Origin of the sequence: uncultured Methanobrevibacter sp. (assembly GCF_900314615.1) — an archaeon.
GTDB lineage: Archaea > Methanobacteriota > Methanobacteria > Methanobacteriales > Methanobacteriaceae > Methanocatella.
This window is the reverse complement of record NZ_OMWA01000034.1, coordinates 1-23,582: the sequence shown is the minus strand read 5'-3', so window position 1 is coordinate 23,582 and position 23,582 is coordinate 1. Positions and strand designations below refer to the sequence as shown.

Annotated in this window: 27 protein-coding genes and 1 pseudogene; 12 read left to right on the top strand and 16 right to left on the bottom strand. The window is 33.0% G+C overall.

Annotated elements, in window-relative coordinates; translation table 11 throughout:
* Positions 1-217: 217 nt before the first annotated feature.
* Complete coding sequence (locus QZN33_RS10915) at positions 218-1,996, top strand: ribosome biogenesis/translation initiation ATPase RLI (RefSeq protein WP_296792426.1); 1,779 nt, start codon at positions 218-220, stop codon at positions 1,994-1,996.
* 925 nt (positions 1,997-2,921) lie between these two features.
* On the opposite strand, the gene QZN33_RS10910 is transcribed toward QZN33_RS10915, so the two are convergent.
* The 5 genes from QZN33_RS10910 to hmdC all read right to left on the bottom strand — a co-directional run bounded on the left by QZN33_RS10910 (position 2,922) and on the right by hmdC (position 7,814).
* Positions 2,922-3,326, bottom strand: a complete 405-nt coding sequence (locus QZN33_RS10910; RefSeq protein ID WP_296792424.1) for a hydrogenase iron-sulfur subunit — start codon at positions 3,324-3,326, stop codon at positions 2,922-2,924.
* A gap of 10 nt (positions 3,327-3,336) precedes the next feature.
* On the bottom strand, positions 3,337-4,476 hold the full coding sequence (locus tag QZN33_RS10905) for a Coenzyme F420 hydrogenase/dehydrogenase, beta subunit C-terminal domain (RefSeq protein ID WP_296792421.1): 1,140 nt from the start codon (positions 4,474-4,476) through the stop codon (positions 3,337-3,339).
* A 4-nt stretch (positions 4,477-4,480) separates the two neighbouring features.
* Positions 4,481-5,491, bottom strand: coding sequence for a hypothetical protein (locus QZN33_RS10900; protein ID WP_296792418.1), 1,011 nt, complete (start codon positions 5,489-5,491; stop codon positions 4,481-4,483).
* Between the two features lie 15 nt (positions 5,492-5,506).
* Positions 5,507-5,857 (bottom strand): pilus assembly protein, encoded by a 351-nt coding sequence (locus QZN33_RS10895; RefSeq protein ID WP_296792414.1) that lies wholly within the window; start codon positions 5,855-5,857, stop codon positions 5,507-5,509.
* A 460-nt stretch (positions 5,858-6,317) separates the two neighbouring features.
* Positions 6,318-7,814 (bottom strand): 5,10-methenyltetrahydromethanopterin hydrogenase cofactor biosynthesis protein HmdC, encoded by a 1,497-nt coding sequence (hmdC, locus tag QZN33_RS10890; protein WP_296792411.1) that lies wholly within the window; start codon positions 7,812-7,814, stop codon positions 6,318-6,320.
* A gap of 402 nt (positions 7,815-8,216) precedes the next feature.
* Here hmdC and hmd point away from each other — a divergent pair.
* The 7 genes and pseudogenes from hmd to QZN33_RS10855 all read left to right on the top strand — a co-directional run.
* Positions 8,217-9,215, top strand: a pseudogene (gene hmd / locus QZN33_RS10885) (5,10-methenyltetrahydromethanopterin hydrogenase); the annotation flags it as partial.
* Positions 9,216-9,344: 129 nt separating this feature from the next.
* Positions 9,345-10,343 carry a 5,10-methenyltetrahydromethanopterin hydrogenase cofactor biosynthesis protein HmdB gene (hmdB, locus tag QZN33_RS10880; protein ID WP_296792408.1) on the top strand — a complete coding sequence of 333 codons (999 nt, stop codon included), beginning with the start codon at positions 9,345-9,347 and terminating at the stop codon, positions 10,341-10,343.
* Positions 10,344-10,367: 24 nt separating this feature from the next.
* Positions 10,368-10,865, top strand: coding sequence for a DUF3236 domain-containing protein (locus QZN33_RS10875; protein ID WP_296792405.1), 498 nt, complete (start codon positions 10,368-10,370; stop codon positions 10,863-10,865).
* A complete protein-coding gene (locus QZN33_RS10870; RefSeq protein WP_296792402.1) occupies positions 10,855-11,640 on the top strand; it encodes an SAM-dependent methyltransferase HcgC family protein in 786 nt (261 codons plus the stop codon). Before QZN33_RS10875 ends, QZN33_RS10870 begins: the two co-directional genes overlap by 11 nt.
* Before the next feature lies 1 nt (position 11,641).
* Positions 11,642-12,340: a Nif3-like dinuclear metal center hexameric protein gene (locus QZN33_RS10865; protein WP_296792399.1), complete on the top strand. Its 699-nt coding sequence runs from the start codon at positions 11,642-11,644 to the stop codon at positions 12,338-12,340.
* 4 nt (positions 12,341-12,344) lie between these two features.
* On the top strand, positions 12,345-12,998 hold the full coding sequence (locus QZN33_RS10860; RefSeq protein WP_296792392.1) for a hypothetical protein: 654 nt from the start codon (positions 12,345-12,347) through the stop codon (positions 12,996-12,998).
* Complete coding sequence (locus QZN33_RS10855) at positions 12,991-13,551, top strand: FeGP cofactor biosynthesis protein HcgF family protein (protein WP_296792389.1); 561 nt, start codon at positions 12,991-12,993, stop codon at positions 13,549-13,551. Before QZN33_RS10860 ends, QZN33_RS10855 begins: the two co-directional genes overlap by 8 nt.
* A gap of 5 nt (positions 13,552-13,556) precedes the next feature.
* Here QZN33_RS10855 and QZN33_RS10850 read toward each other — a convergent pair whose 3' ends face one another.
* The 4 genes from QZN33_RS10850 to radB are packed head-to-tail and all read right to left on the bottom strand — an operon-like array spanning position 13,557 to position 16,592.
* Positions 13,557-13,934 carry a putative zinc-binding protein gene (locus QZN33_RS10850; protein ID WP_296792386.1) on the bottom strand — a complete coding sequence of 126 codons (378 nt, stop codon included), beginning with the start codon at positions 13,932-13,934 and terminating at the stop codon, positions 13,557-13,559.
* Positions 13,931-14,647 (bottom strand): 4Fe-4S binding protein, encoded by a 717-nt coding sequence (locus QZN33_RS10845; protein ID WP_296792383.1) that lies wholly within the window; start codon positions 14,645-14,647, stop codon positions 13,931-13,933. Before QZN33_RS10845 ends, QZN33_RS10850 begins: the two co-directional genes overlap by 4 nt.
* Before the next feature lie 7 nt (positions 14,648-14,654).
* Positions 14,655-15,830 carry a pyridoxal phosphate-dependent aminotransferase gene (locus QZN33_RS10840; protein WP_296792378.1) on the bottom strand — a complete coding sequence of 392 codons (1,176 nt, stop codon included), beginning with the start codon at positions 15,828-15,830 and terminating at the stop codon, positions 14,655-14,657.
* Positions 15,831-15,887: 57 nt separating this feature from the next.
* A complete protein-coding gene (gene radB, locus QZN33_RS10835) occupies positions 15,888-16,592 on the bottom strand; it encodes a DNA repair and recombination protein RadB (protein WP_296792375.1) in 705 nt (234 codons plus the stop codon).
* A gap of 94 nt (positions 16,593-16,686) precedes the next feature.
* On the opposite strand from radB, the gene QZN33_RS10830 reads away from it, so the two are divergent.
* A complete protein-coding gene (locus QZN33_RS10830; protein WP_296792372.1) occupies positions 16,687-17,595 on the top strand; it encodes a hypothetical protein in 909 nt (302 codons plus the stop codon).
* Between the two features lie 26 nt (positions 17,596-17,621).
* Here the strand turns inward: QZN33_RS10830 and QZN33_RS10825 are convergent, their stop codons facing one another.
* The gene (locus QZN33_RS10825; protein WP_296792368.1) at positions 17,622-18,203 is read right to left on the bottom strand and encodes an L-threonylcarbamoyladenylate synthase; all 582 of its coding nucleotides are present in this window, start codon (positions 18,201-18,203) and stop codon (positions 17,622-17,624) included.
* 45 nt (positions 18,204-18,248) lie between these two features.
* On the opposite strand from QZN33_RS10825, the gene pgsA reads away from it, so the two are divergent.
* A complete protein-coding gene (gene pgsA / locus QZN33_RS10820; RefSeq protein ID WP_296792365.1) occupies positions 18,249-18,815 on the top strand; it encodes an archaetidylinositol phosphate synthase in 567 nt (188 codons plus the stop codon).
* Complete coding sequence (locus tag QZN33_RS10815) at positions 18,812-19,054, top strand: DUF357 domain-containing protein (protein ID WP_295001272.1); 243 nt, start codon at positions 18,812-18,814, stop codon at positions 19,052-19,054. Before pgsA ends, QZN33_RS10815 begins: the two co-directional genes overlap by 4 nt.
* A gap of 220 nt (positions 19,055-19,274) precedes the next feature.
* Here the strand turns inward: QZN33_RS10815 and QZN33_RS10810 are convergent, their stop codons facing one another.
* The 6 genes from QZN33_RS10810 to QZN33_RS10785 form a co-directional block, all read right to left on the bottom strand.
* Entirely contained in the window at positions 19,275-19,550 is a 276-nt protein-coding gene (locus QZN33_RS10810) for a hypothetical protein (RefSeq protein WP_296792362.1), read from the bottom strand.
* Positions 19,551-19,642: 92 nt separating this feature from the next.
* On the bottom strand, positions 19,643-19,933 hold the full coding sequence (locus QZN33_RS10805; RefSeq protein ID WP_296792359.1) for a hypothetical protein: 291 nt from the start codon (positions 19,931-19,933) through the stop codon (positions 19,643-19,645).
* Positions 19,934-19,950: 17 nt separating this feature from the next.
* On the bottom strand, positions 19,951-20,463 hold the full coding sequence (locus QZN33_RS10800) for a hypothetical protein (RefSeq protein WP_296792356.1): 513 nt from the start codon (positions 20,461-20,463) through the stop codon (positions 19,951-19,953).
* Between the two features lie 21 nt (positions 20,464-20,484).
* Positions 20,485-20,784, bottom strand: a complete 300-nt coding sequence (locus QZN33_RS10795) for a hypothetical protein (RefSeq protein ID WP_296792353.1) — start codon at positions 20,782-20,784, stop codon at positions 20,485-20,487.
* A 300-nt stretch (positions 20,785-21,084) separates the two neighbouring features.
* The gene (locus tag QZN33_RS10790) at positions 21,085-21,783 is read right to left on the bottom strand and encodes an ABC transporter ATP-binding protein (RefSeq protein WP_296792350.1); all 699 of its coding nucleotides are present in this window, start codon (positions 21,781-21,783) and stop codon (positions 21,085-21,087) included.
* 9 nt (positions 21,784-21,792) lie between these two features.
* The gene (locus tag QZN33_RS10785; RefSeq protein ID WP_296792345.1) at positions 21,793-22,902 is read right to left on the bottom strand and encodes an ABC transporter permease; all 1,110 of its coding nucleotides are present in this window, start codon (positions 22,900-22,902) and stop codon (positions 21,793-21,795) included.
* A gap of 73 nt (positions 22,903-22,975) precedes the next feature.
* On the opposite strand from QZN33_RS10785, the gene QZN33_RS10780 reads away from it, so the two are divergent.
* Entirely contained in the window at positions 22,976-23,215 is a 240-nt protein-coding gene (locus QZN33_RS10780; protein WP_296792343.1) for a DUF3781 domain-containing protein, read from the top strand.
* The last annotated feature ends 367 nt before the right edge of the window (positions 23,216-23,582 follow it).

Below are 23,582 nucleotides of genomic sequence, written 5' to 3'. Positions count from 1 at the left end.
GGATTTATATAATTATTAAACCATAAAAAATAAATAATATGGTTTATTTACAGCAATTTAATTAAATGAATTCAATTAAACCAATTAAAAGCAATTTTAACAAATAACAGCAATTCTACAAAGTGAAAGCAATTTTTAAAAATACTGCATTTTACAATAATTTAATTAAATAGAATAAATAAAATTATTAATGATTATATTTTTTAAGGAGATTATAATGACTCGTATTTCAATTTTAGACAAGGACAGATGTCAACCTAAAAAATGTGATTATCTTTGTATAAATTACTGTCCTGGTGTCAGAATGGATGAGGACACCATAGTAATTGATGAAAATACAAAAAAACCGTTGATATCTGAGGAATTATGTGAAGGATGCGGTATCTGTACCAACCGATGCCCATTTGATGCTATTACAATTATCAATTTACCAGAAGCCGCAGGTGAACCTATCCACAGGTTTGGCCAAAACCAGTTCGAGCTGTTCGGTCTTCCAACCCTTGAGGAAGGAACTGTTTTAGGACTTTTAGGCCAGAACGGTATCGGTAAATCCACAATAATGAATATTTTATCAGGAAATCTGATCCCAAACTTTGGAGACTATGAAAACAAACCTGAAAACTGGGATGCTGTAATAGACTACTATAAAGGCTCAGCACTTCAGAAATATTTCAAGGATTTATCTGAAGGCAACATCAAAACCATACTGAAACCGCAGATGGTAGACCAGCTTCCTAAAGTTGTTAAAGGTAAAGTGAAAGACCTTCTTACAAACGTTAATGAAAGAGACAAGCTGGATTATGTCACAAAAGAGCTTCAGCTTGAAAACGTTTTAGACAGAAAAATGGAAAACCTCAGTGGTGGGGAACTTCAAAGGGTTGCAATAGCTGCGACCGTTTTAAGGGAAGGTGATTTCTACTACTTTGACGAACCTACATCCTGGCTTGACGTGTCACAAAGATTAAATGCCGTTAAGGTTATCCGTTCACTTGCAGAAGAAGGCAAAAGCGTTCTTGTTATTGAGCACGACCTTGCTACTCTAGATGCATTGTCCGACAACATCCACATCCTATACGGTACACCTGGAGGATACGGTGTAGTGTCCGGAAGAAAAGGTGTCAGATTAGGTATTAATGCTTATATCAAAGGATTTTTAGCAGAAGAGAATGTAAGAATCAGAAGAAATCCTATTGAATTTACCATAAGACCCCCAACTCCAGAAGATGAAGGAGATGCGCTTGCAAGCTATTCCGATTTAAGCAAAGAATATGACGGATTCACACTGACTGCTGATGAAGGAGAAATCTTTTACGATGAAATTGTAACTGCATTTGGTTCAAACGGTATCGGTAAAACAACATTCGCTAAAATACTTGCAGGCGTTGAAGAGCCTACTTCCGGAGAAGTTGATGAGGAAGTTACAATTGCATACAAACCACAATACATCGTTTCAAACTTTGAAGGAACCGTTAGTGACTTTTTATACATGAATGCACCTAGTTACGGCAGTAAAATCTTTGAAAGTGAAATCCTGAATCCATTAACATTAAACGAAATGCTTGACAAACCTGTTAAAGGATTAAGTGGTGGGGAACTTCAAAGACTTGCAATAGCTGCAACTTTGGCCAAAGATGCTGAGATTTATCTTTTCGACGAACCTACAGCATTCCTGGATGTTGAACAAAGACTTATTGCTGCAAGAGTTATCAGAAAACTTGTTGAAAGCAGAAATGCTGCTTCACTTATTGTTGATCACGATATTGTCTTTATAGATTATATTTCCGACAGGGCAATGGTGTTTGACGGAGTTCCTGGATTGAACGGTCATGCATCAAAACCAACTGACCTTAGAAATGCAATGAACGAATTTTTAGGAAATCTCAACATTACATTCAGAAGAGACAAAGAAACAAAAAGACCAAGAGTCAACAAGCTCGACAGTTATAAAGACCGTGAACAAAAAGAGAAAGGAGAATATTATTACTTATCCGATTAAATATTCCCTTATTTTTTCCATCACCAGCATATACTTTTTTATATGTAGGACTTGCAAATTAAGAAAAAAATAATTTAAAATCTTAAAAAAATGAAAGATAGAGAGTAAATAGCTAAAAGCTATTTACTTGAGGTAAGGCGGCTAATTACTAATTTGCCGTGGCATATTTAATTATCCTAAAGATAATCTATACTATACTAAATAGTAATAAACATATAAATGTTATTAAAGTAATACTCTCTAAATTCTACGTTAAATTCAAATCAAAAGATTAAAATTTAGTTAAATTTCTCAATAAAAAACTAGAGACTGTAAAAAAGACAAATAATTATTTTAAATGAATATTTACAAAAAAATAATAACCACCAAAATAAGTAAAACCAATAATACTAAAAAAAACAATACCCTTACCGGTTTATTTACCGAATACCTCTGTTTAAGAATTTATTTTGGTTTATCCTTTAAAATAATGCAATCAATAATAAAAATAATTAAAAATATCTATTAAAAAAAAAGTAATACTTTTTATTAAAATAATACTACCTAAAATAATAACAATTTACAAAAAAATATTATAAAAATCAGATTATAAAAAAATAGCTATTAAAGGTTAGAGGAGAGATCGCTTTAATAGCTATTGTAGACAGTGAAAGAAACCATATAAATTTCTTTTTTCATTGTTTAATTATCTATATGATGGAGAAAAAAGCAATATCGATTGGTTATGCCAACAACCAATATCACCCGACTAATGATGAATTTTCAACATAAAGATAATTAATTGAAAAATAATCAAAACATTACTATTCTAACTATTTTTCTAGCATTAGTGATTATTCCACTAATCTTAGAAAAACAATTATATAGAAGTAAATAGCTATTATTTCATAGCTATCTACATACTATATGCTGACTATTTTTAACTCTATTCTAAATGTAATGGACCCATTTTTGAGAGAGTTTTATGAAATTCCAACATTGTTTTTTGAAATTTTTCACCTTCAGATGCTGAAATCCATTCATGACGAAATCTTTCTTTTTCAATTCCGAATTCTTCTAAAATATCTTCAACGATTTTTGATCTTCTAGACCATTTGTAGTTACCTGCATCATAATGGCAATCCCCAATATGGCATCCCCCTACAAATACTCCATCTGCACCTTCTTCAAAAGCTTTAAAAATCATTGAAGGATTTATTCTTCCGGAACACATTACACGAATGATTCTGACATTAGGAGGGTATTGCATACGTGCAGTTCCTGCAGTATCAGCACCTCCATAACAACACCAGTTACATAACAAACCTACAATTTTTATATCATCAGACATTAAAACCACCTCATAATTCAACTTTATCTGGACTATATAATGGAGGTTTAATATCATCTGAAACTCCCGCTACATAACCAGTCCTATTATAATATTTTTTCTGTAACTTGTCAAAGATTAATGAAACAGGAATGTCCATAGGACATACATCATCACATTGACCGCAATCAACACAACTGAAACTCATATGAGAGAGCCTTACTCCTTGGAATGCAATTGGTTCAGGAGGAATGTTAAGTTCATCTTTAAAGTAGGATTTGTTTAATTCACAGTTTTCATAACACCAACAGATTGGACAAATATCTCTACATGCATAACATCCGATACATCTTTTCCATGCATCCATGTTTTCTGCATCTCCGAATTTGGCGTCCTGAGCTTTTTTAGCCATCTTTATCATGATACCTTCTACTTTTGACCTTGCACCAATAGCTTGTTCAGATGCATTTTTGGTTTCAAGAACACCGGCCTTTTTTGCACCATCAATTAATTCCTGACCCTTTTCATCATTTATTTCTATGAAAGTCCATCCGTCTTCAGAACCCCAGTTACCGCATGCAATATTTGCGTTTCTAGGGATTTTTACATCACATCTTTGACAATTATTACGTCTTCCATATCCTTGTTGTTCCAATTCATGGATTTTTACGCCTTTTTCACTACCGTCAGCAAGTTCTACAATAAATTGTCCTTTATCAATCTCTTCACTTACAACATCATCAGGATTTATATCATAAAATAATTCAATCATTTTACGCCCAGTAACTGGAGAAACAGTTCCTCCACAATTCAAACCTACAGTATAAATGTTATCCGGATTGATTTTATGTCTTTTAATCAACTCTTCAATAGATCTAATATCACATGGTTTTACAGCAACTGCAATCTTTTTATCTGAGAAATATTTTTGTATGAGATTTCCGACCATTGTAGGAGCACAATGATAGGAACCGGCTGTAGAAATCAGATCTTCAGAATCAGTTATAAAAGTTGGAACTCCATCGTATATGTCATCACCAGGACGTAATGCCAGTACACCATCTACAAGACCTTCATCCAACAGATATTTGAAAATGCTTGTAACAGCACCGCCGCATTCTCCCGCATCAAGAATTACATCATCTTTTGATTTAGCTAATATATGACTCATAAAATCACTCCAACTCTCCATTTATTTGTTCAATAATTTCCACAATACTCATATTACCTGAATCACAAAGGGAATTGAATTGCTGTGTTAATCCTTCCGCATTAGTGAATGACCCATCACATTCAAACCAAAATTTTGTTGGAATCACATAATCCGCAATTTCAGTTGTATCATTTTGAGATGGAGCGATTGCAATTACTTGAGAAATTGATTTGAAATCAAAATCAAATTCATTCACAACATCATCATTGAAAACCAATAATAGTTCAGTATTGTTTAATAAATCTAATGCATCTTCCTTAGAAATCGCTTCAACTAAATTCAATGCTCCTTTTAAATTAGATTTGCTATAAACCGGCAATAATTTACAATTTAAATTTTCGATTAAGTCCAAATCATCAAAGGAATCAACTTTATTAAATATTAAAATAGATTCATCATCAAAATCATTAGTTTCAAGGAATTCTTTAACAGTGAGGGATGTGAATTCATCAGATATGTTAGCGGTCGGTGACCCCTCCAAATCATCATTGACATGAATTTTAGCACCATTCTCCTTTGCTCGAATGATACGCCTTCCAATCAACGGATTTTCATATAAAATATTTCCAATTACAAAAATATTTGATGCATTTTCAACATCTTCATAAGATGCTACTGAATCAAAATTTCTCAAATTATCCGCATATGACAAAATATTAAAACCATTTGATTCACACAAAGATTTTATTGCCTGCAAATCCTCGTTAGAATTATTTCCTGAAAAAATTACAGTAACTTTTTCATTATTGCAGGATTTTAATTTCCCAATGACTTCATTTAAAACTTTTGAATCCAATTCAAATTGTTTTCCAATATCCTCAAGGGAAGATCTACCATTTGAACAATTTTTACCTTCATTAATAGGGTGCCTTTTATAAGGAAATGTTCCGACAATTTCTTCATTATCTAAAATCACATTAATACCACAACCAACACTACATGACGGGCATAACGTGTGTTTAATTTCAAACATAATACATCACCAAATTTAAAAAGCAGCATCAAAATTAACTGCAGAACTGATATCCTCTTTCAACAATTCATAATGTGACTGTCTAGTTAATGAAATCATATTCATTAAGATATTACAAGAATGATGGAAAATTATTTGAGAACAATCCCCTTGAACAAATTCTTCCAAATCCTCCAATCTGATTAAACCCTCAACTTTAAAATTTAAATTTAAATATTTTATAGACTTTAAAATAATATCATATCTCAACTCTTTTTGATCTATGTGAACATATTCCACAGACCAATCAATATCTAAATTTAAATTCGTATTTTTGGGATTGTAATCTTCACGAATCATTGCTATTTTATCAACAGTAATCTCCACACTACTCTCTCCAATTATTTAATAAAATAATCTCACAATTATTAAAATTAATTTAAATTAATTCAATAACCTATACACTAATCATAAGTAATAAACATATAAATGTTATTAAAGTATTACTCCTTAAAAACCACTTATATCGAAAAATTAAGGATAAATAAACCCATTATAAAATTATAAAAACAAATTAGACAAGTATGTGAAAAAATAATAAAGGACAATCATTATTAGTGAAAAAATAATAACTACAAAAATTTACCATATTTCTTAAAATTAAAAATAAAGACCTAATCTAATTAATTTAATTAAAGACTGAATAAATTTAAGCATATTCATCAAAATACATGATTACATTAAAAAAAATAATAAAAAAATAGGTAAAAAAGTAAATTAAAATAAGTAATACTTTTTATAAAAATAATACTACTTTAAAACATACTTTTTTGTAAAAAATTATTACTTATATGATAGTTAATGCATCAGGTACCTTTTTCAAAATATTTTCTTTGACGGAAATCATAGTTGAAGAAGCGATAGAATAATCCGCATTTTTAGCTGCAACTTTATCATCAGTTTCAGCAATAACAGTTGCATTTAAAGCATCCTGCAAGTTATCCACAGTATTTTTTAATACCCATTCATCAACATCAGAAATTATAATTTCATCGACATGATTATCCAATTCATTGGCAATTACCCATGAAATAAACCTTCCGCCATGTAAAGAAATTGTATTTCCTTCGGCAAAATCAACAATGTCTGCTAAAGTATGTTTCAATTCAATATTTTGATACATTCTGGAATTAACTAAAGTCGCCCAGTGGGCATCACCTACATGATATGACCCGATTTTTCTAGGATATACATAATCAGGACCTGCAATTTTAACAGCAGTTGCCAAAGACAGAAGATCATGTTTTTGAACTGGAAGTCCTCTGTTAGGGAATTCTTCATTTATAATCTGAATAATACGCGGAAGTCCGAATTTACCTCTTCTAGCAGTTCCAGGCTCATACCCACACATATATCCGTGATGATTTTTTGGAAAACCAGTGATTACCATATTTAATCCGGAACGCAATCCTGCCCTTACTTCATGCTCATAGGCGCCATTGGTTGCAACTACTTTTCCAGGAGACAATATTCTTGCAGCAGCAATAGTTTTGGCAAATGCTTCAGCAGTATTTTCACACCTGTTGAAAGGACCGCCTTCAACAACAATAACGTCTGCACCAATCTCTATTGATTTTTCAAAACCTGTGATGACCTCATCATACCCATCACCGACAAACATTATGGATTCCAAACCTCTTCCGTATTTTTTAGCCAAATTTGCGATATCTTCTGCTTCTCTTAAAGGTGCAGCATGACCGTCACCGGTTTGCTCTGAAGTTACATTAACAGCAACAGAAGAAGATAATTTAATCCATTCTTCCTTATCATCTTTTTGCTCCAATTCTTTATCAATCAAACGTTCATGAATCCTTCCGCGAGGACATTCAGTGAATGCAGGACCCTTATTATAGCATTCACCACCACACCCGCTGATATTTTTTGGAAGTCTCATAGCACCATTTTCACCAAAGTGATCAAGGTCAAGAGGAACATCAACAATTTCGTGAACCTTCTGCATCACTTCAAGTCCGGTCATTCCAAATTTTTCACCAATGTCTGAAAATGCATAAGCACAAATATGAATTGGAGCACCGATCATATCTGATAAACGGCAATTTCCCAATAAGTCCATTAACTCCAAATCAGAGGCGCATGTTCCTGCAACTACTTCTGTCAGGTCACATCCCAAAGGAAATCTTTTAAATTGCATACCTAATTTCATGGTTTCTTCTAATGAAAGTTCTGAAATCGCATCAACAACAGACACAACATCCTTGTCCATTTTTGAAATTACAATTGCAGCATCATCATCATGAACAGCTCTTTTTATTAAATCATACATGAAAAATTCTCCAAATTTATGTTTAACTAATATATTTTTCAGTGAAATCTCAAATAAAAATGTTTCGATTTAGGAATACCAAAATTAACTTTAAAACAAAGGTAAAATAAAATAAAAGTAATACCGCCATATAAAATAACAAATGAAAAAGTAATAACAGTATTACTGAAAAAAGATATATTATAGAAAAAATAATACTTAATAAAGGGCAATGTAAAGATTTAAATAATATTAATTTTTAAATAGAATATATTACTACATGGCATAAACTACCATATTTATTTTAATAAAAATGCAATTAACATAGTTAGCCATGTAGTAAAATTTTTTTAAGTCCCTGATTTAAAAAAAGTCCATAAATATATGGAGAGAAAAAAATGGTTCTTTCTAGATTAAAAGAATTTAGGTGCAGGATGTTACAGAACACACGCTGCAAGTGGAATTACCAACTTCTCAAGAGCTTGTGAAGTTGCAGAAGCAACCGGAAAAGAAAACATTTCTATGACCCACTCTACAATCGAAATGGGTGCTGAATTATTAGAATTAGCTGGTGTAGATGAAGTAGTTGTATCTGACCCAGTATTTGATGGTGAATTCACTGTAGTAGATGACTTCGACTATGCAGAAGTAATTGCAGCTCACAAAGCAGGAAATCCTGAAGAAGTAATGCCTGCTATCAGAGAAAAAGTTGCAAAATTAGCTGAAACCGTACCAAAACCAGAAAAAGGTGCAATCCACTTCACTCATCCAGAAGACTTAGGTATGAAATGTACTACTGATGACCGTGAAGCTGTAGCTGACGCTGACTGGGTAATGACCTGGTTACCAGAAGGTGGAATGCAGCCTGCTATCATCGAAAAATTCGCTGATGCCATTAAACCTGGCGCAATCGTAACTCATGCATGTACCATTCCTACTACCGGATTAAACAAAATCTTCGAAGATTTAGGAACTGATGTTAACGTAGCTTCCTACCACCCAGGTGCAGTACCTGAAATGAAAGGACAAGTTTACATCGCTGAAGGATACGCAGACCAAGCTTCCATCGATACTTTAATGGAATTAGGTCAAAAAGCAAGAGGATCCGCATTTACTTTACCTGCTAATATGGTCGGTCCCGTATGTGACATGTGTTCAGCTGTAACTGCTATTACCTATGCAGGTATCTTAGCTTACAGAGATACAGTTACCCAAATTTTAGGTGCTCCTGCAGGATTTGCACAAATGATGGCTAACGAAGCTTTAACCCAAGTAACTGCTTTAATGCAAAATGAAGGTATCGACAAAATGGACGATGCTTTAAACCCTGCTGCATTATTAGGTACTGCTGACTCAATGAACTTCGGTTCATTAGCAGAAATCGTACCTACTGTACTCGATTACTTAGGTAAAGAAGAATAAACACAATAAGTTACAATTGTTGATGTCTATCAACAATTTTTTAACTTATTTTTTAATGGTTATGCTAAAATAGCCATTAACAAATAAGTTAATGTTTTTTATTAAAAAAAATTAAAGTTTGGTGTTAAATTGATTGATTATATTTTAAATAAAGCAAAAAATGGACAAGAATTAAGTGATGAGGAATTTTTAGAATTATTAGCTATTGATGATGATGAAAATTTGGAAAAATTATTTAAGACTGCCGCTGAAATAAGGGACAATCAATCAAAAACAATAAAATTAACATCAACAGTCCATATTACAAACAAATGTCAAATTCAACCTAGATGCAAATACTGCGGTTTTGCAGAAGAAACTTCATCAAAAGGATATTACAATGCATTCTACAAATCCGATGAAGAAATACTAAATGCAGCACAATCCATAAATGAAGCACACATCCCCCGCGTAAGCTGCTCCGGAGGATACGGATATAAAGGAAAACAGGCAGTGAATGCCTGTAGAATCGTGAAGGAAAATACTGATTTGGAAGTACTCGTCAATGTAGGTGGAGATTTGACACCAGAGTCCGTTGAAAAACTTTCAGACCTTGGAGTGGAAACCATTTGCTGCAATCTGGAAACCATAAATGAAGAGGTTTTCTATGAAGCAAAACCGGGTGATTCATTAAAACAGAGAATTGAAACATGCAGACTCGTATGTGATGCTGGAATCGGGCTGTCTTCAGGTCTACTTTTAGGTTTAGGTGAAAGTCCAGAAGATAGAATAAAGCATTTGCGCTTTTTAGGTAAGTTTAAAACCCTTAGTGAGATTCCAATTATGGGTTTTAACCCATATGCGGATACACCAATGGCAAATCATCCACCATTTCCGCTGAAAGAACAGCTGAAAATAGTTGCTGTTACACGCATAATGTATCCTGCAATTACAATAACAATGCCTACCCCCACAGTAGGTCCTGAAAATGTGGAATATTCACTTAAGGCAGGTGCTAATAACCTGGCAACAGTTATAGCTGACAATTATCCGCTAGAAGTAAAAGGGGTCGGTTCACCGAATTACGGCAACTACAATGAAGTTGTTGGCGTTATTGAAAAATTAGGCCTTATACCTCAAACTATTTAATCTCTTTTTTCAATATATGATACCATGGCATTTGAAAAAATGATACAAAATGCATTTAAAGAGTCTGAAAACAACTGCCGATTCGGAGATACTCTTGAAGAGATTAAAGAACTTCAAGAATATATAAAAAATGCTCAAAAAATATGTGTTCCAAACAAGAACGGAATAAAAGTTGAAGTATTGAATAAAGTTTTAAAATCTTACGGTCTTCATGAAGCTGAAATACTTCAAATCAATACAAATACTGCCGATACAAGCAGAATCCCCGCTCTTGCAAAAGCATATATGGCACTTGACCAGAGCGATGCCGATTTGATAATAGCAAGAGGCCGTCTAGGAATTCCCGGTTCAGGATCACTGCTTATTTTTATTGACAACAAAGGAAGGATACTTACTGCGGGAACATCCCCCTCACATCTGATTCATGGAAAATCCATTGAGAAAGCCGTTTATGAAGAAGCATGTGAAGCTCTTGAAAAAATTGGTTTTGAAAAAAATAGAAGGTTAGATAATGAATATTGAAACTGGCATAACCTCAGAAGTGCTTACAATCAAATCCGAAACAAAACTTATAGATATTTTTAATGAAATTATTTTAAAAAAATCCGAAGCCGTTTTTAACTATATTGAAAGTTTAAACCTCGATAAGAACTCACGAATAATTGTTATCGGAACTTATTTTACCGGTGTTGGAATAGTTAAAAAACTAAGCCAGAAATATGAAAACATACTGCTGATTGACATTTATCCTCACCTGGAGGAACTGCTCTACACCAGTTTAGGCGGAGAGTTAAAAAACAATGTTGAATTTTCATCCGATCTTGATTTAATCTATTCAGGAGATATTGTCATTGACACAACAGGTTTTGGAGGAATTAATGTTGAACAGTCATCAAAGTTTAACGTTGAAGCATTCATAATTGAAGATCCTGTTGCTGAAGACAATGACAGACTTCTTAAAGAAAAAAACAACATTTACAAAAGACTTAGCGTTGTTAAAGCAAAACATAAAAGCATAATAAAGACAGAAGGAATAGATACAAAAACTTCAGGAACAATGACATTGGCAATTGGTATTTTAACGGATTTACTGAACAGTTTTCTTAAAAAAGAAGGCGTGCTTTACTGTGCATGTGAAATGAGATTTTTTGAAGAGATAATATTCAAGGAAAAGGATATTGAAAAATTCATGGAACTGATTAATGCAAATGCATTTAAGATATCAACAATTAATCCGTTTAACATGGATGAGATGATTAAAAAGGAAATTGAAAAAATAACATCAAAAATGATTTAAAATGAAACTTAAAGAAATAATTGAATTTATAGATAAAAAAATACCTAAATCATTAGCTTTGGAATCTGATGATGTGGGATTTAAAAAGGAGTATGATATTGAACAGAATATAAATTCAATTAAAATTTATATGGATTTTCTGCCGGAAAATGACAGAAATAATGATAATACATTAATAATAACACACCATCCTCCATTGTTTATCCCGAAAACACCTACTTATACCATTCATTCAAACTGGGACATTATTTATGGAGGAGCAAATGACGCATTAGCCGATACATTAAATATTAAAGTGACTGATTATTTTGACAGTTCAACAAATATCGGAAGAGTATGCAAAACAGATTATACCTTTTTAGAATTAAAGAGCATTATTTTAGATAATTTTAGCGATGTGCGTATAGTAAACAACTTAGATGACAATAAACTCATCAATAAGATAGGCATCATATCTGGTTTTGGACTAAATAACCCCGAATATGTGAAATTAGCTAAAGATAAAAATCTGGATATTTTAATTTCAGGAGATTTAACCCAAAAAACAGCAATATTAGCAAAAAACTTAAAAATTACACTGATTGATGTGAAACACCATGAAAGTGAAGTTCCGGGATTATATGCGCTTGCAGATTTATTGAAAGAACTTGACATTGAAATCGAGGTTGTTGACAATAAAGCGATAGAACAATTAATGTGATACAATGACAACAGATGAAATTCAAAAAATGGAAGACAGACAGGTCCCGAAAGGAAGAATAGATTTAATCGGATGCGGAAGGTTAGGTTTAAGAATTGGTATAAACCTGATGCAGGTTCACAGAGGCGGACCAAAAATAATTGGTGCTTTTGACGGTCAAAAAATAGATGGGGGAGATGTTATCTTTACTCTTCTTGGTGCACAGATCGGCCAAAATAAACCAGACTTTTTAAAGCAGTTATGCACACATAAAGAGGAATTCAGAAACATAATAAGCTATCCGGAATACATTGATGATGAAAATCTTGATTTAATTGAAGGAGATGTCGTGATTATCGTTATAGCTGGAGGAAATACCATCCCAACTGCTGCAAAAATAATAAAACATGCCCATGAAAGGGGAGCTTTGACAATCGGGACTGCTGGAATCTTTGGATTTGGCGATGAAAATATTGAAATTAAAGACATTTCAGAGTATGATGACACCAATCCCGCCGTTGAAGAGCTGAGAGCTCAGGGAATAACTGAAAATCATTTGGTTTTAACAACAAACAAACTGATTAGAGACAATGAACCTGTAACTCCTTATACATTAGACGAAGTTGCAAAAATCATTACTATGAATGCATTGAAACTGTTGAGAGATAAAAATGATTAAAATAGCTACAGCAGAATGTTTTACCCATGGGAAAATTGGAAGAGAACTGCATGCTCTGGCCCAAAATTACAAAGGGGATTTTGGATGTGAATACATTAACGACATCGGAAAATATGGTGATTTTGACTATGATGAACTTAGCGTCACCTGCAGTTTATTTATTCCCACAATTGAAGCAGTTATAAAAATATTAAATGTTAAAAACCCACCAGAACCTGATATGCTAATCAAAGGCATTAAAGTCTATGATGAAAAGGGAGATAAAAAAGTAAGTAAAATCATGGCACAGGCAGTCAGGAATTTAAGCGATTGTGATGTGGCCATTGGAACTACTGCAGGCATAGGTCGTGGTGGAATATGCATTATCACTAATGAATATGAAATTATAACTACTACTGACATTTATGCAGATTTATCTGAAAATGACAGTGAAACATTATTTAAACGATCAGAATCCGGAATTAATAAGGCTATTGAAATTATTCTGCTTCTTTTAAACGGCAGAATTGATAAAATCAAAGCTATGGAAAATATTGAAATTATTGAAAAATAATCTCTTCAGATATTTTCCAATTCATTTAAAATATATTTTTTCAAAATATCTACAGCCTTTTCGCCGTCTTCGTCAAGCCTTACTGCATCCAAAGGATTTAAATCATATGCTTTTACTACTGCATCAGCCGCAATGTTTTTAATTGGATTTACATCCTTCTCATTCAGAATTACTGATGCGCAGTCATCGCTGCATCCTGTTATTGTTACGATTTTTGCATCCTCTAAAATTGGTGAGCAGTTATTTGGCTGTGCTGAATATTCAGTTATGCATGCTGCAACAATATTTTCGTTCTCCAATGCCAGCTCCACACTGGCAGCCCTTACTACAAGTCCCAGAGGACTTAATCCACTGCATGAAACCAAAGCTATTTTTTCACTCATTTTTTCATCCTCAAATATCTTTTTTTAACTTTATCATAACCCCGTTTGTAAAACGGACAATAATTAATACATATACTGCAGCCTTCCCTGTGGGCGGTGCAGACTTTTCTCAATACTTTCTCATCATCATCAAATGCGTTTTCAGGACACCTGTCAATGCACACCCCACATGTTGAGCAGTAATCCTTCACCCACTGCATGTCGTTTTCCTGTTTGAAAGGAAGATTTTCAATTGAGGTGTGAATCATGAATAAACCTAAGTTCAGCCCCTCCTTAAACATGCACATGTTGTTTCTAGTGATTACCGCATCGTTTGACTGCATCGCAATTGCCCTTAAGCTGATTCTGTCATCCAATGGATTGACCAGATCTGCACTGAAACCGTTCTTTCTTAAAAAATCAGCAACTTCAAAGGTTTTCTTTCCCACTTCCTGAAATTCAGCATCCTCAAGTTTGCACTTTTCTCTGGAAGGTTCCATCTTTAAGATGTCCTCTGACATGAAATATTTTAAAATGATGACATTGTCCCAGTCAATTTCCCATTCTTTTTTAAATTCATCATTTAATTTGGAATAGCTTACACCTGCAAAATCCAAATATGCAATAAAATCGTTTAATTCATCTAAAAGAGCATCTGAAATAATTGTGTTGGGATGGTTTGGGTTTTCTTGTAAATAAAAATTAGGAATAAGTTGATGATATCTAAATCTCATAGGCAACCTATTTTGTTCTTAAAGCCTCGACGGCTTTAGGGAATTCTTCGCAGAATACTTTAATTTCTTCTGTTGGAATTGAGAAACTTATACGTAGATACTTGTCTCCGAAATCTTCAGAAGTGTATTCTCCTTCCCTTGTGAATAATTTTTTGTCAATCAGATAATTTGACATGTCTTTAGGATTGATTCCGGCACCTGAAAGGTCGATTACCATCATGTTTGCATCAGACGGATAAACCGGCAGGAAAACTCCTTCAATAGGTTCAATCATTTCGTTGATTAACCTCTGGTTTTCAAAACAGATTTCACGCATATTATCGTACCATTCAGGTTTTGATTTTAAACCTGCTATAGCACCGTATTGAGAAATAATATTCACTCCTAAATCATTTACAACAGCGTTTTTGATGGCGTCAATTATAGGTTTTGTGGAAATTACTCCACCTATTCTTAAACCTGCCATTCCGAATATTTTTGAAAAGCTGTAAATGGTTAAAGTTTGTTCAGGAGCATAAGTCTGTGCATGGAAATGTTCTCTTGCGAAATCCTTGTAAGTCACATCATGTAATAAGTATATATCATTTTCTTTTGCAATTTCTGCAAATTCTTTAAGTTCGTCTTCAGTGTAAGATGAACCTAACGGGTTTAACGGATCGATTAAAATTACCATACGTGTATTTTCATCCATGTTTTTTCTAAGCAGATTAGGAGTCAGCTTATAGTCATTTTCTTCATAATAAATTGGAACATATCTTATTTCATTAGCAAATCTGTTTGCAAAGTCTCCAATGATAAAGTAACCAGGATCGGATAAAATAACATTGTCTTCAGGTTCCAGCAATGCCTGCATGACAAGATATAAAGATTCTGTTGCACCGGAGGTCAATAAGACTTCCAAATCTTTGAAACCTAAATCGTCCAGAATCAGCTGTTTTAGTTCGCTGAATCCTTCAGGAGCAGGATATTTACAGAATGTCTTTTCCTTTATCGCCTCAATCATGGCGTCAGATATTGTATCGTCATGTAAATGGTTTGTATTCTGTCCCATCCAAATCATGTCCTGGTCCATGTACATGTCTTCAAAAAAGTCATTTGCACTTCCATATCCTTCCGGCGGCACCCTTTCAGTTTTTTGAAACTTTTTTTTAGGGTGTTTAATATCAAAATCTTTTTCTCTCATAATATCACACAACAATTCCAAAATAATTATTTATTTTTAATTGTTAATAAAATTATCTTAAACAATTCCCCTTGAAGTAATTGAAAAAACAGCCTGATTACCTTCAGGGATGCTTCTGTGACGAACCAAAGTTGCAACTCTCTTGTTTACCTCATCACCACGTTCCAATTGGATTATTACCTTACTCCAGTATTGCAGGATAGTTCCTCCAACTGCACGGATGTCATTATTTCCTTCATCATCAAAAGCATTGTAAATCTGATTTGTAAGTACTACAGCTATATCAAACTTTCTGGCAATCTTTGACAGCATTCCCATCTGTTTACCTAATTCCTTATTCAATTTGGATGATTTCATGTCATCTACACGGTAAAGTGCAACTGCAGAGTCGAGAACAATCAGGTCAACATCATCATGGTTCTTTCTAAGCCATATTTCAATAGCTTTCAGATTGTCATTCTGCTCGAGAAAATTTGTCGGCTCAAAAACAATTATATTATTAGCTACTTTTTGAAAATCATGACCGGAAATCTGTTTGATTCTGTCAATTGAAATTCCACCTTCAGTATCAATATAAATCACTTTCTTGTCTGTTTTTGCAGCATTAACAGCTAATGTTAGTGTTATATTACTTTTACCGGAGCTTGGAGGCCCAAATATTTGAGTAATAACTCCCTTTTCAAATCCTCCCTTTAAAAGAGCATCCAGTGAAGAATTTGATGGAATTTTCTGATTATCTTCAAAGTTAGCCAGTACTTTCATAAGTAAATATTGACTTTTATATGATATATAATTTAACAAAATCATTATATCTTTGAAGATTTATATTATCAATTAACTTGAAGGAGCCATTAAAATGATTAAAAAAATAACCCTTTTATTAATAATTTTAATTGTCTCAGTAGGCTGTTTAAGTCTCGTTTCAGCAGACAACAACACTAACGATACTTTAAACACTACTGAGGAAATTAAAGATTTAACCAACTACATTACCGTCAGTTCAATCAACGGAAATCAAATTAAATTCAGTGACGGATTTACAGGATTTTGTCTGGATTCAAATAAAAAAATAAGCAGTTCAGACAAGTTCACATCCCAAAGCACTACAGGTAAAGAGAATGCAGTTAAATTAGCCATAATAGAATGTTACAAACAGAACAAGGAAAATGAAATCGCAAGCGTTATCTCCAAAGTTGTTGCAAAAGATACAAGCAATGCAATTGCTCAAAAGGCATTAAGTTCTTCAGAAACTGTGGGAGACAGTGCTGTAGTAAAAATAAGCAATACAACCGAAGCAAGCTTTAATTTTGAGCTTTTAAAAGCAAGTGAAAATGACAAATCAGACTGCATAGCATATACCGTGTCTCTCCAGCAGATAATCCCTGAAGATACTCTGGCTGCAGGTGAAAATGTCAGTGACACAAACACAACCCCCAACGGCAATGTAAAAAATGCCTCAGATGATTCAAAAGTTCAAAACAAATCATCAGATGAAAAAACAACACCAAATAAAACTGATGAAAAAAGTGATGAAACAGTTGTTAACGAGACAAACAAGACAATAATCAACAAGACAAAAACAACTATTGTTAATGAAAACAATACAACCATTATCAACAAAAACAACAAGAAAATAACAAATGAAACACCAAAAAAGGCTACAATGCAAGATACAATAATGAGAACAGCCGGTAATCCTATATTCATATTAGCGATTGTTATTGTAATTATTGCAATTGTCGGTGTAGCAATGCGCAAAAGATAAATTTAAAAGAGATTAATTTTTAATCTCTATTTTCTTATTATTTTCGGATTTATTCTGGTTAAATCCACAATTCTTGAAGCATGATTTGAATCCAGCTTTCCCACATCAATAACCAGATCAACATCCTTATTTAACTGTTCAAGTATTTCGTCGGGAGTTGATAAAACTTCATCATCAGAGAGATTTGCACTGGTTGTTGTTATCGGAAATATGCTTGCCAGCCTGCAGGCTATTTCACAGTTTGGAACCCTGACGCCGACATAGCTTGACCCGCTTGTCACAGCTCTCGGAACTATCTTTTTTCTATCCAAAATAAATGTGTAAGGCCCCGGCAGATACTCTTGAATCGTGTTTTTCTGACTTAATGAGACCTTGGCAACCAGGTCAATGGCATTGATGTGTGAGACAAGAATTGAAAGGGGTTTTAAAAGACTCCTCTCTTTAATATCAAAAACTTTACGAACCGCTTTATTGTCGAATATATTAGCTCCTAAACCGTAAACAGTGTCTGTAGGATATAAAACTACTCCACCATTTGCCAATACATTTATAGCTTCGTTAATGATATCTTCATCAATTTTATCAATGCCGGTTTTCAATATTTTCATTTTTCTTACCTAACAATTATATTAGATAAAAATTTATATATAATTATGCTTCAATCTTTAAGACCATTATTAACAAGAATATTGAATCCTTTAGCGAAGAACTTGAATATCAATCCAAATATTGTAACAGTAATATCCCCCTTTGTTGCAGTTGTTGCAGCCTACGGATTTGCAAATAAGATGCTGTTGTTAGGAATGATTGCAATATTGGCATCCGGATTTCTGGATGTTGTGGACGGTGCCGTTGCAAGATATCATGGAAGGTCATCCAAATTCGGTGCATTTCTAGACTCTACAATGGACAGATTTGCTGATGCGATAATATATATCGGAATCATATTCGGAGGATACTGCGACTGGTTTGTCGGTGTTCTTGCAATTCACTCAGCAATAACCGTGAGTTATGTGAGATCAAGAGCCGAATCACAGGGCGTAGAATGTAACATTGGAATTGCAGAGCGAGCAGTGCGTATGATTATTTTAATGGTTGGAGCAATAATAGGATACTTCGCAGGAGATATCTACTTTACATACATTATCTACATACTGGTAATCTTATCATACTTTACCGTAGCTCAAAGAGTAGTACATGTTTGGAGGCAATTAAGATGAGTGAACTGGAAAGTCCCGAAAAAATAGCAAAGGATATTGCAAAACTTGAAAGAAACCTGAATCAGGTAGCTCACATTGAGTTTGTCGGAAAAGAAAAGGAAGTTTATGACAGAGCTGTTGACTACTGGAATGATTCAAAATATTATCTTGAAAAAGAAGATATGAGGACTGCATTCGGTTGTATTGAATACAGTCACGGACTTTTAGATGCATTAAGGATGATTCATGGAATCATCTAATTAACACCTTCAATTCTTTTATCATCAATCAGTTGTTTCCATTTTGGAAATAACTGAATTTTTTACCAACACCCCCAGGAAAACAATATTCCTATATCAAAATTTTAAAAAAAAACATTAGAAAAATAAGCTCAAAATCAATAGTTACTGATTAATAACAAAGCATAATGTTTCTAAGATAGTTATTGAACTTAAAAATAATATAATTTAAAATACTAGTTTACAGATAATCATATTTTCCTTTAATTTTGTTAAATTTAAACTCTTTGATTTTAGATATTGCATTATAAAAATCTTCATCAAAGGTTATGAAATCAAAAAGAAAATCTTTTTTTAAATTAAAGTCATGTGCATCCAGAATAATATCATCATCAGGATGATGGACTTTCAGGAAATTCAATTTATTTTTTAAATTAATGTATTTTTTAACTCTGGTATCTGTTAACTGTATATTTTGTTCCCATTGCCTTTTTCTAGAATAGACTAAATTTTTCAAATCGCTTAAGCAATTTTTAATAGCTTTAATAAAAGAATTGTATGATGGAAATCTTTGATTAACATAGCTATCCCAGAACTTTTTAAGAGAGCTTAAAATTTGGTCACATTTTTTCCATTGGGATAATTGTTCAGGACATATTTTTTCAAATCTTCGAATTTGAAATCATGAAAATTTTCAGGTTTAATATCATCAGCCAAATCTTTATAGAACTTAACTAGAATTTTCTTTTTATTTTTAAATACAATTCTGCATTCACTTTTAACAAGATTTGACCAAAAAATATCATCATATTCTCTAAATACTGCCATTGATTTATTGTTTAAGGGATCAATAGAAAACATATATGAAATAGCAACATTAGTGTCTACAAAAGAATTCATGATATAAATCCTCCAATTCATCCCAACAAGGAATTGGATATTTCAGACAATGTTTCTTCATTGTAGTTTTCACTAGGTTCATATATTTCAGTGAAAAATGATTGTTCTGTCTCAACGAGTTGAGAGGAAAATTCCTCATATTTCAGTTCATATTCTTCATTGGAAGAATCTTTTTTAAATTGAACTAGATCATAAAAAGAATTCAATAAAGTTCTAATCATTGAAATATGGTGCAATAACGATTTATTATCCAATATGTAAAATGCCATGTCTTTAATGGAGGAGAAATCATAATATTCTTCTTTGAAAAAATCAAGATTTGATAAAATATTTTCTGTATTGTTAAATGAATCTTTTATATTTCCAATTAACTCATCTAAAGAAGGCCCATCCTTTTGAACAATGATATTTTCAACATATGAATAAATCTTTTCTTTCAATTCTTTAATAGCATTAATAAAAGAATCATAGATATTTCTGGATTTAGAATATTCATTATTTATCATATAACTATTTTCATATGAAAACATGATCAAAACCTCCATTTTTAGTTAATTTAAAATTCGTCGATTACTTTTTTTATTTTTTTCAAAGTTTTCATCAGAGGTAACGTCCAGAATTGTTTTTTGCAGCAATGTATCTTCAATATTCCTGTTTGATAATGAAATAATGTCTACTTTGGCATCATCATTTTTAGGATCTTTAACTTTGTCTCTTACTGCAATTTGCAATGTAACAACATCAACATCTTTATCTTCAAACTCAATTCTGAGTTTTTCAAGAAAGTCATCACGTACAAAATCATTAATGTCCAATCCATAAGCTTTAGACTGAAGTGTGTTCCATTTCACTACATGACCCTCCTAAAAAAATAATCTTGATAAATACCATGTATCCAAGTTTAACCTACAAGATTATATAATAAATATTATGAACTTCAAAGTATTTAAAATTAATTATTTTTAATATTTAAGGCCGTAAATGAACTTAAATCAATTTTAAAGAATGAATACAATTTTACAAAGTAAAATCAATATTATATGATGAAAACAATTGCGAAAATAATAATTACACAAAATACTAAAAAAAACAAAAAAAGGTTATAAGGGACAGTCCCCGAATTATAAAAAAAGAAATAAATAAAATTGAAATCAAACATCAATTTTACTGTTTATCAAAGAATCGTCACCTGCAGATATTATCTCACCGTCCAAAACTTCGATAACCCTGTCTGCAAGTTTGGCCACATCCATATCATGAGTTACAATAATCAATGTTACATTCTTATCTTTATGCAAATCGATTAGTTGCTTAAGGATTTTGCTACTTGTCTTCGAATCCAGTGATCCTGTTGGTTCATCCGCCAATATTATTGAAGGATTATTTGCAAGTGCACGGGCAATGGCTACTCTTTGACGTTCACCACCGGACAGTTTATTCGGCATCATGTCTGCCTTGTCTTTAAGCCCAACATCATCCAACAGTTTCAATGCATTGGCTCTCATCTCCTTTGAAGACATTTTTTGAGTAAACATCGGAATTTCAATGTTTTCAACTACAGAAATGTTGGGAATGAGATTGTGCAGCTGGAAAATGAATCCTATTTTTTGAGCCCTGAATTCATTGAGCTTTTTGGAACTGCTTAAATCCTCACCTGCAACATTAATGCTTCCGGAATCAGGAACATCCAATGCACCGAGCATATTGAGCAGGGTTGATTTTCCAGACCCTGACGGGCCGATGATTGATACGAATTCACCTTCACCTATAGTGAGGTTTATGCCGTTCAATGCTTTTATATTTCCGTTTTCATAACTTTTATAAACATTTTTCATTTCTACCGCATTCATGCTGTCACCTCACTCATACCTCAATGCCTCTGTCGGAGGAAGTTTCATCGCCTTGATTGCAGGATATATTCCTCCAATTATTCCAACAACAATAGCTATTGCAAATGCCTGAATGAATATTTTCGCAGTAAATAACGGTTCAATACCCATCTGCGGACCCAATAATGTGCAGGCCAAAAATCCTATCAATGATCCGATTACGGCAGACACTATTGTAATTACCAGAGATTCACCGACAATCATTGTCAATATTTTAGTGTTTGACCATCCGACTGCCTTTAAAACACCTATTTCACGGGTTCTCTCAAAGACTGACATGAGCATTGTGTTGATGATGCCTAAACCTCCGACAACAATCGCCAGAAGGGAAATCGCCCATGTTGAAGCCTGAAGCATGTTCAGCATGTCTGCCATCTGAGACATTTCCATTACTGATGTTATTGTTGTAATGTTGTCTCCGTATTTCTCATCTATACTGTCTGCAACAGTCTGAGGGTCTGCGCCTTTTTCAACCTTAACGTAGATGTTTGAAATTGAATCTTCATCATCCATCAGTTCACCAACTTTGGAAATTGAAGTAAACACTCCTCCGGCCATATTCTGGTCACCGGTTTCATAGATTCCGACCACTTCAAAGTCTTCTCCGTCGATTTCAATATTGTCACCGACAGAATAGTTGTTGTCATCAGCATATATTTCACCAAGAATAGCTTCAGAGGAATTATCCTCAAAGATTCGGCCTTCCTTCATTGATATATCCGCCAATGTTGTACCGTTAGGATCGATTCCGATTAGCGTATTCATATAGTCATCTCCCACCGAAGTGAGAACAACATAAATTGGATATGCTTCCTCAACTCCTGAAACATTTGCTATCTTGTCTGTCCAGTTTGCATCAATGGTGTTGGTTCCATATGCAGAATCCCCGGTTTCCTTTCCTGAAATCTGAAAGTCCGCTCCTCCTGCATGAATTGTGTCTTCAAATGTGTTTACCAAACCATCTGTGATTCCACCAAGAGCCACTATAACTATTATTCCAATTGCAATCCCCACAATTGAGAGAAATGCACTGGTCTTTCTCCTGAATGGATTTTTAACAATGAATTTTAAAAATGACATAATACTAAATAGGAAAGTAATATATAAATAACTACTTATACATTTAATCAAAATGCAAAAATCAGGTGATGAAATGCATAAGAAAGTTCTTTTAGAAAATATTGACAAAATTCATACAACCGAAATGGGCATTGGAAGAATACAGAAAAATTTGGAAATCAGTGAAGAACCTGTAGGCTACTGCATTTCCAAATTAAAGCAGGAAAATGCAAGAGTTACAAAAGAAGGTAAAAATTACTATGTTGAAGTTGACGACTTGAGAATTACAATCAATTCAAGCAGCTTTACAATAATAACGGCCCATAAGAAATAATCCCCCTCCAAAAAATATACATAATTATAACGCTTTAATTCATGTTAAAATAGATTAAACACCATATTTTTTAAATATAATACAAATAAATCCTTTTTTAATTAAAAAACCATGCAAGTAAGCACTTACATTCGGAAACTTTTATAAATGATTAAAATAAACTAAATAATAAGTTCCATGAACTTGGATTTGAAAAAAAGGTGAATATATGAAAAAAATTATATCAATATTATTATGTTTATCTAAATGATGCAAGAATACCACGACCTCTTCAAGGTCGTGGATGAATTGCAAGTTGGGTTATACCTTTGTGAATTGTTATTTATTGGGTTTCATTTGCCATGATAATTGATTTTAATATTTTTTT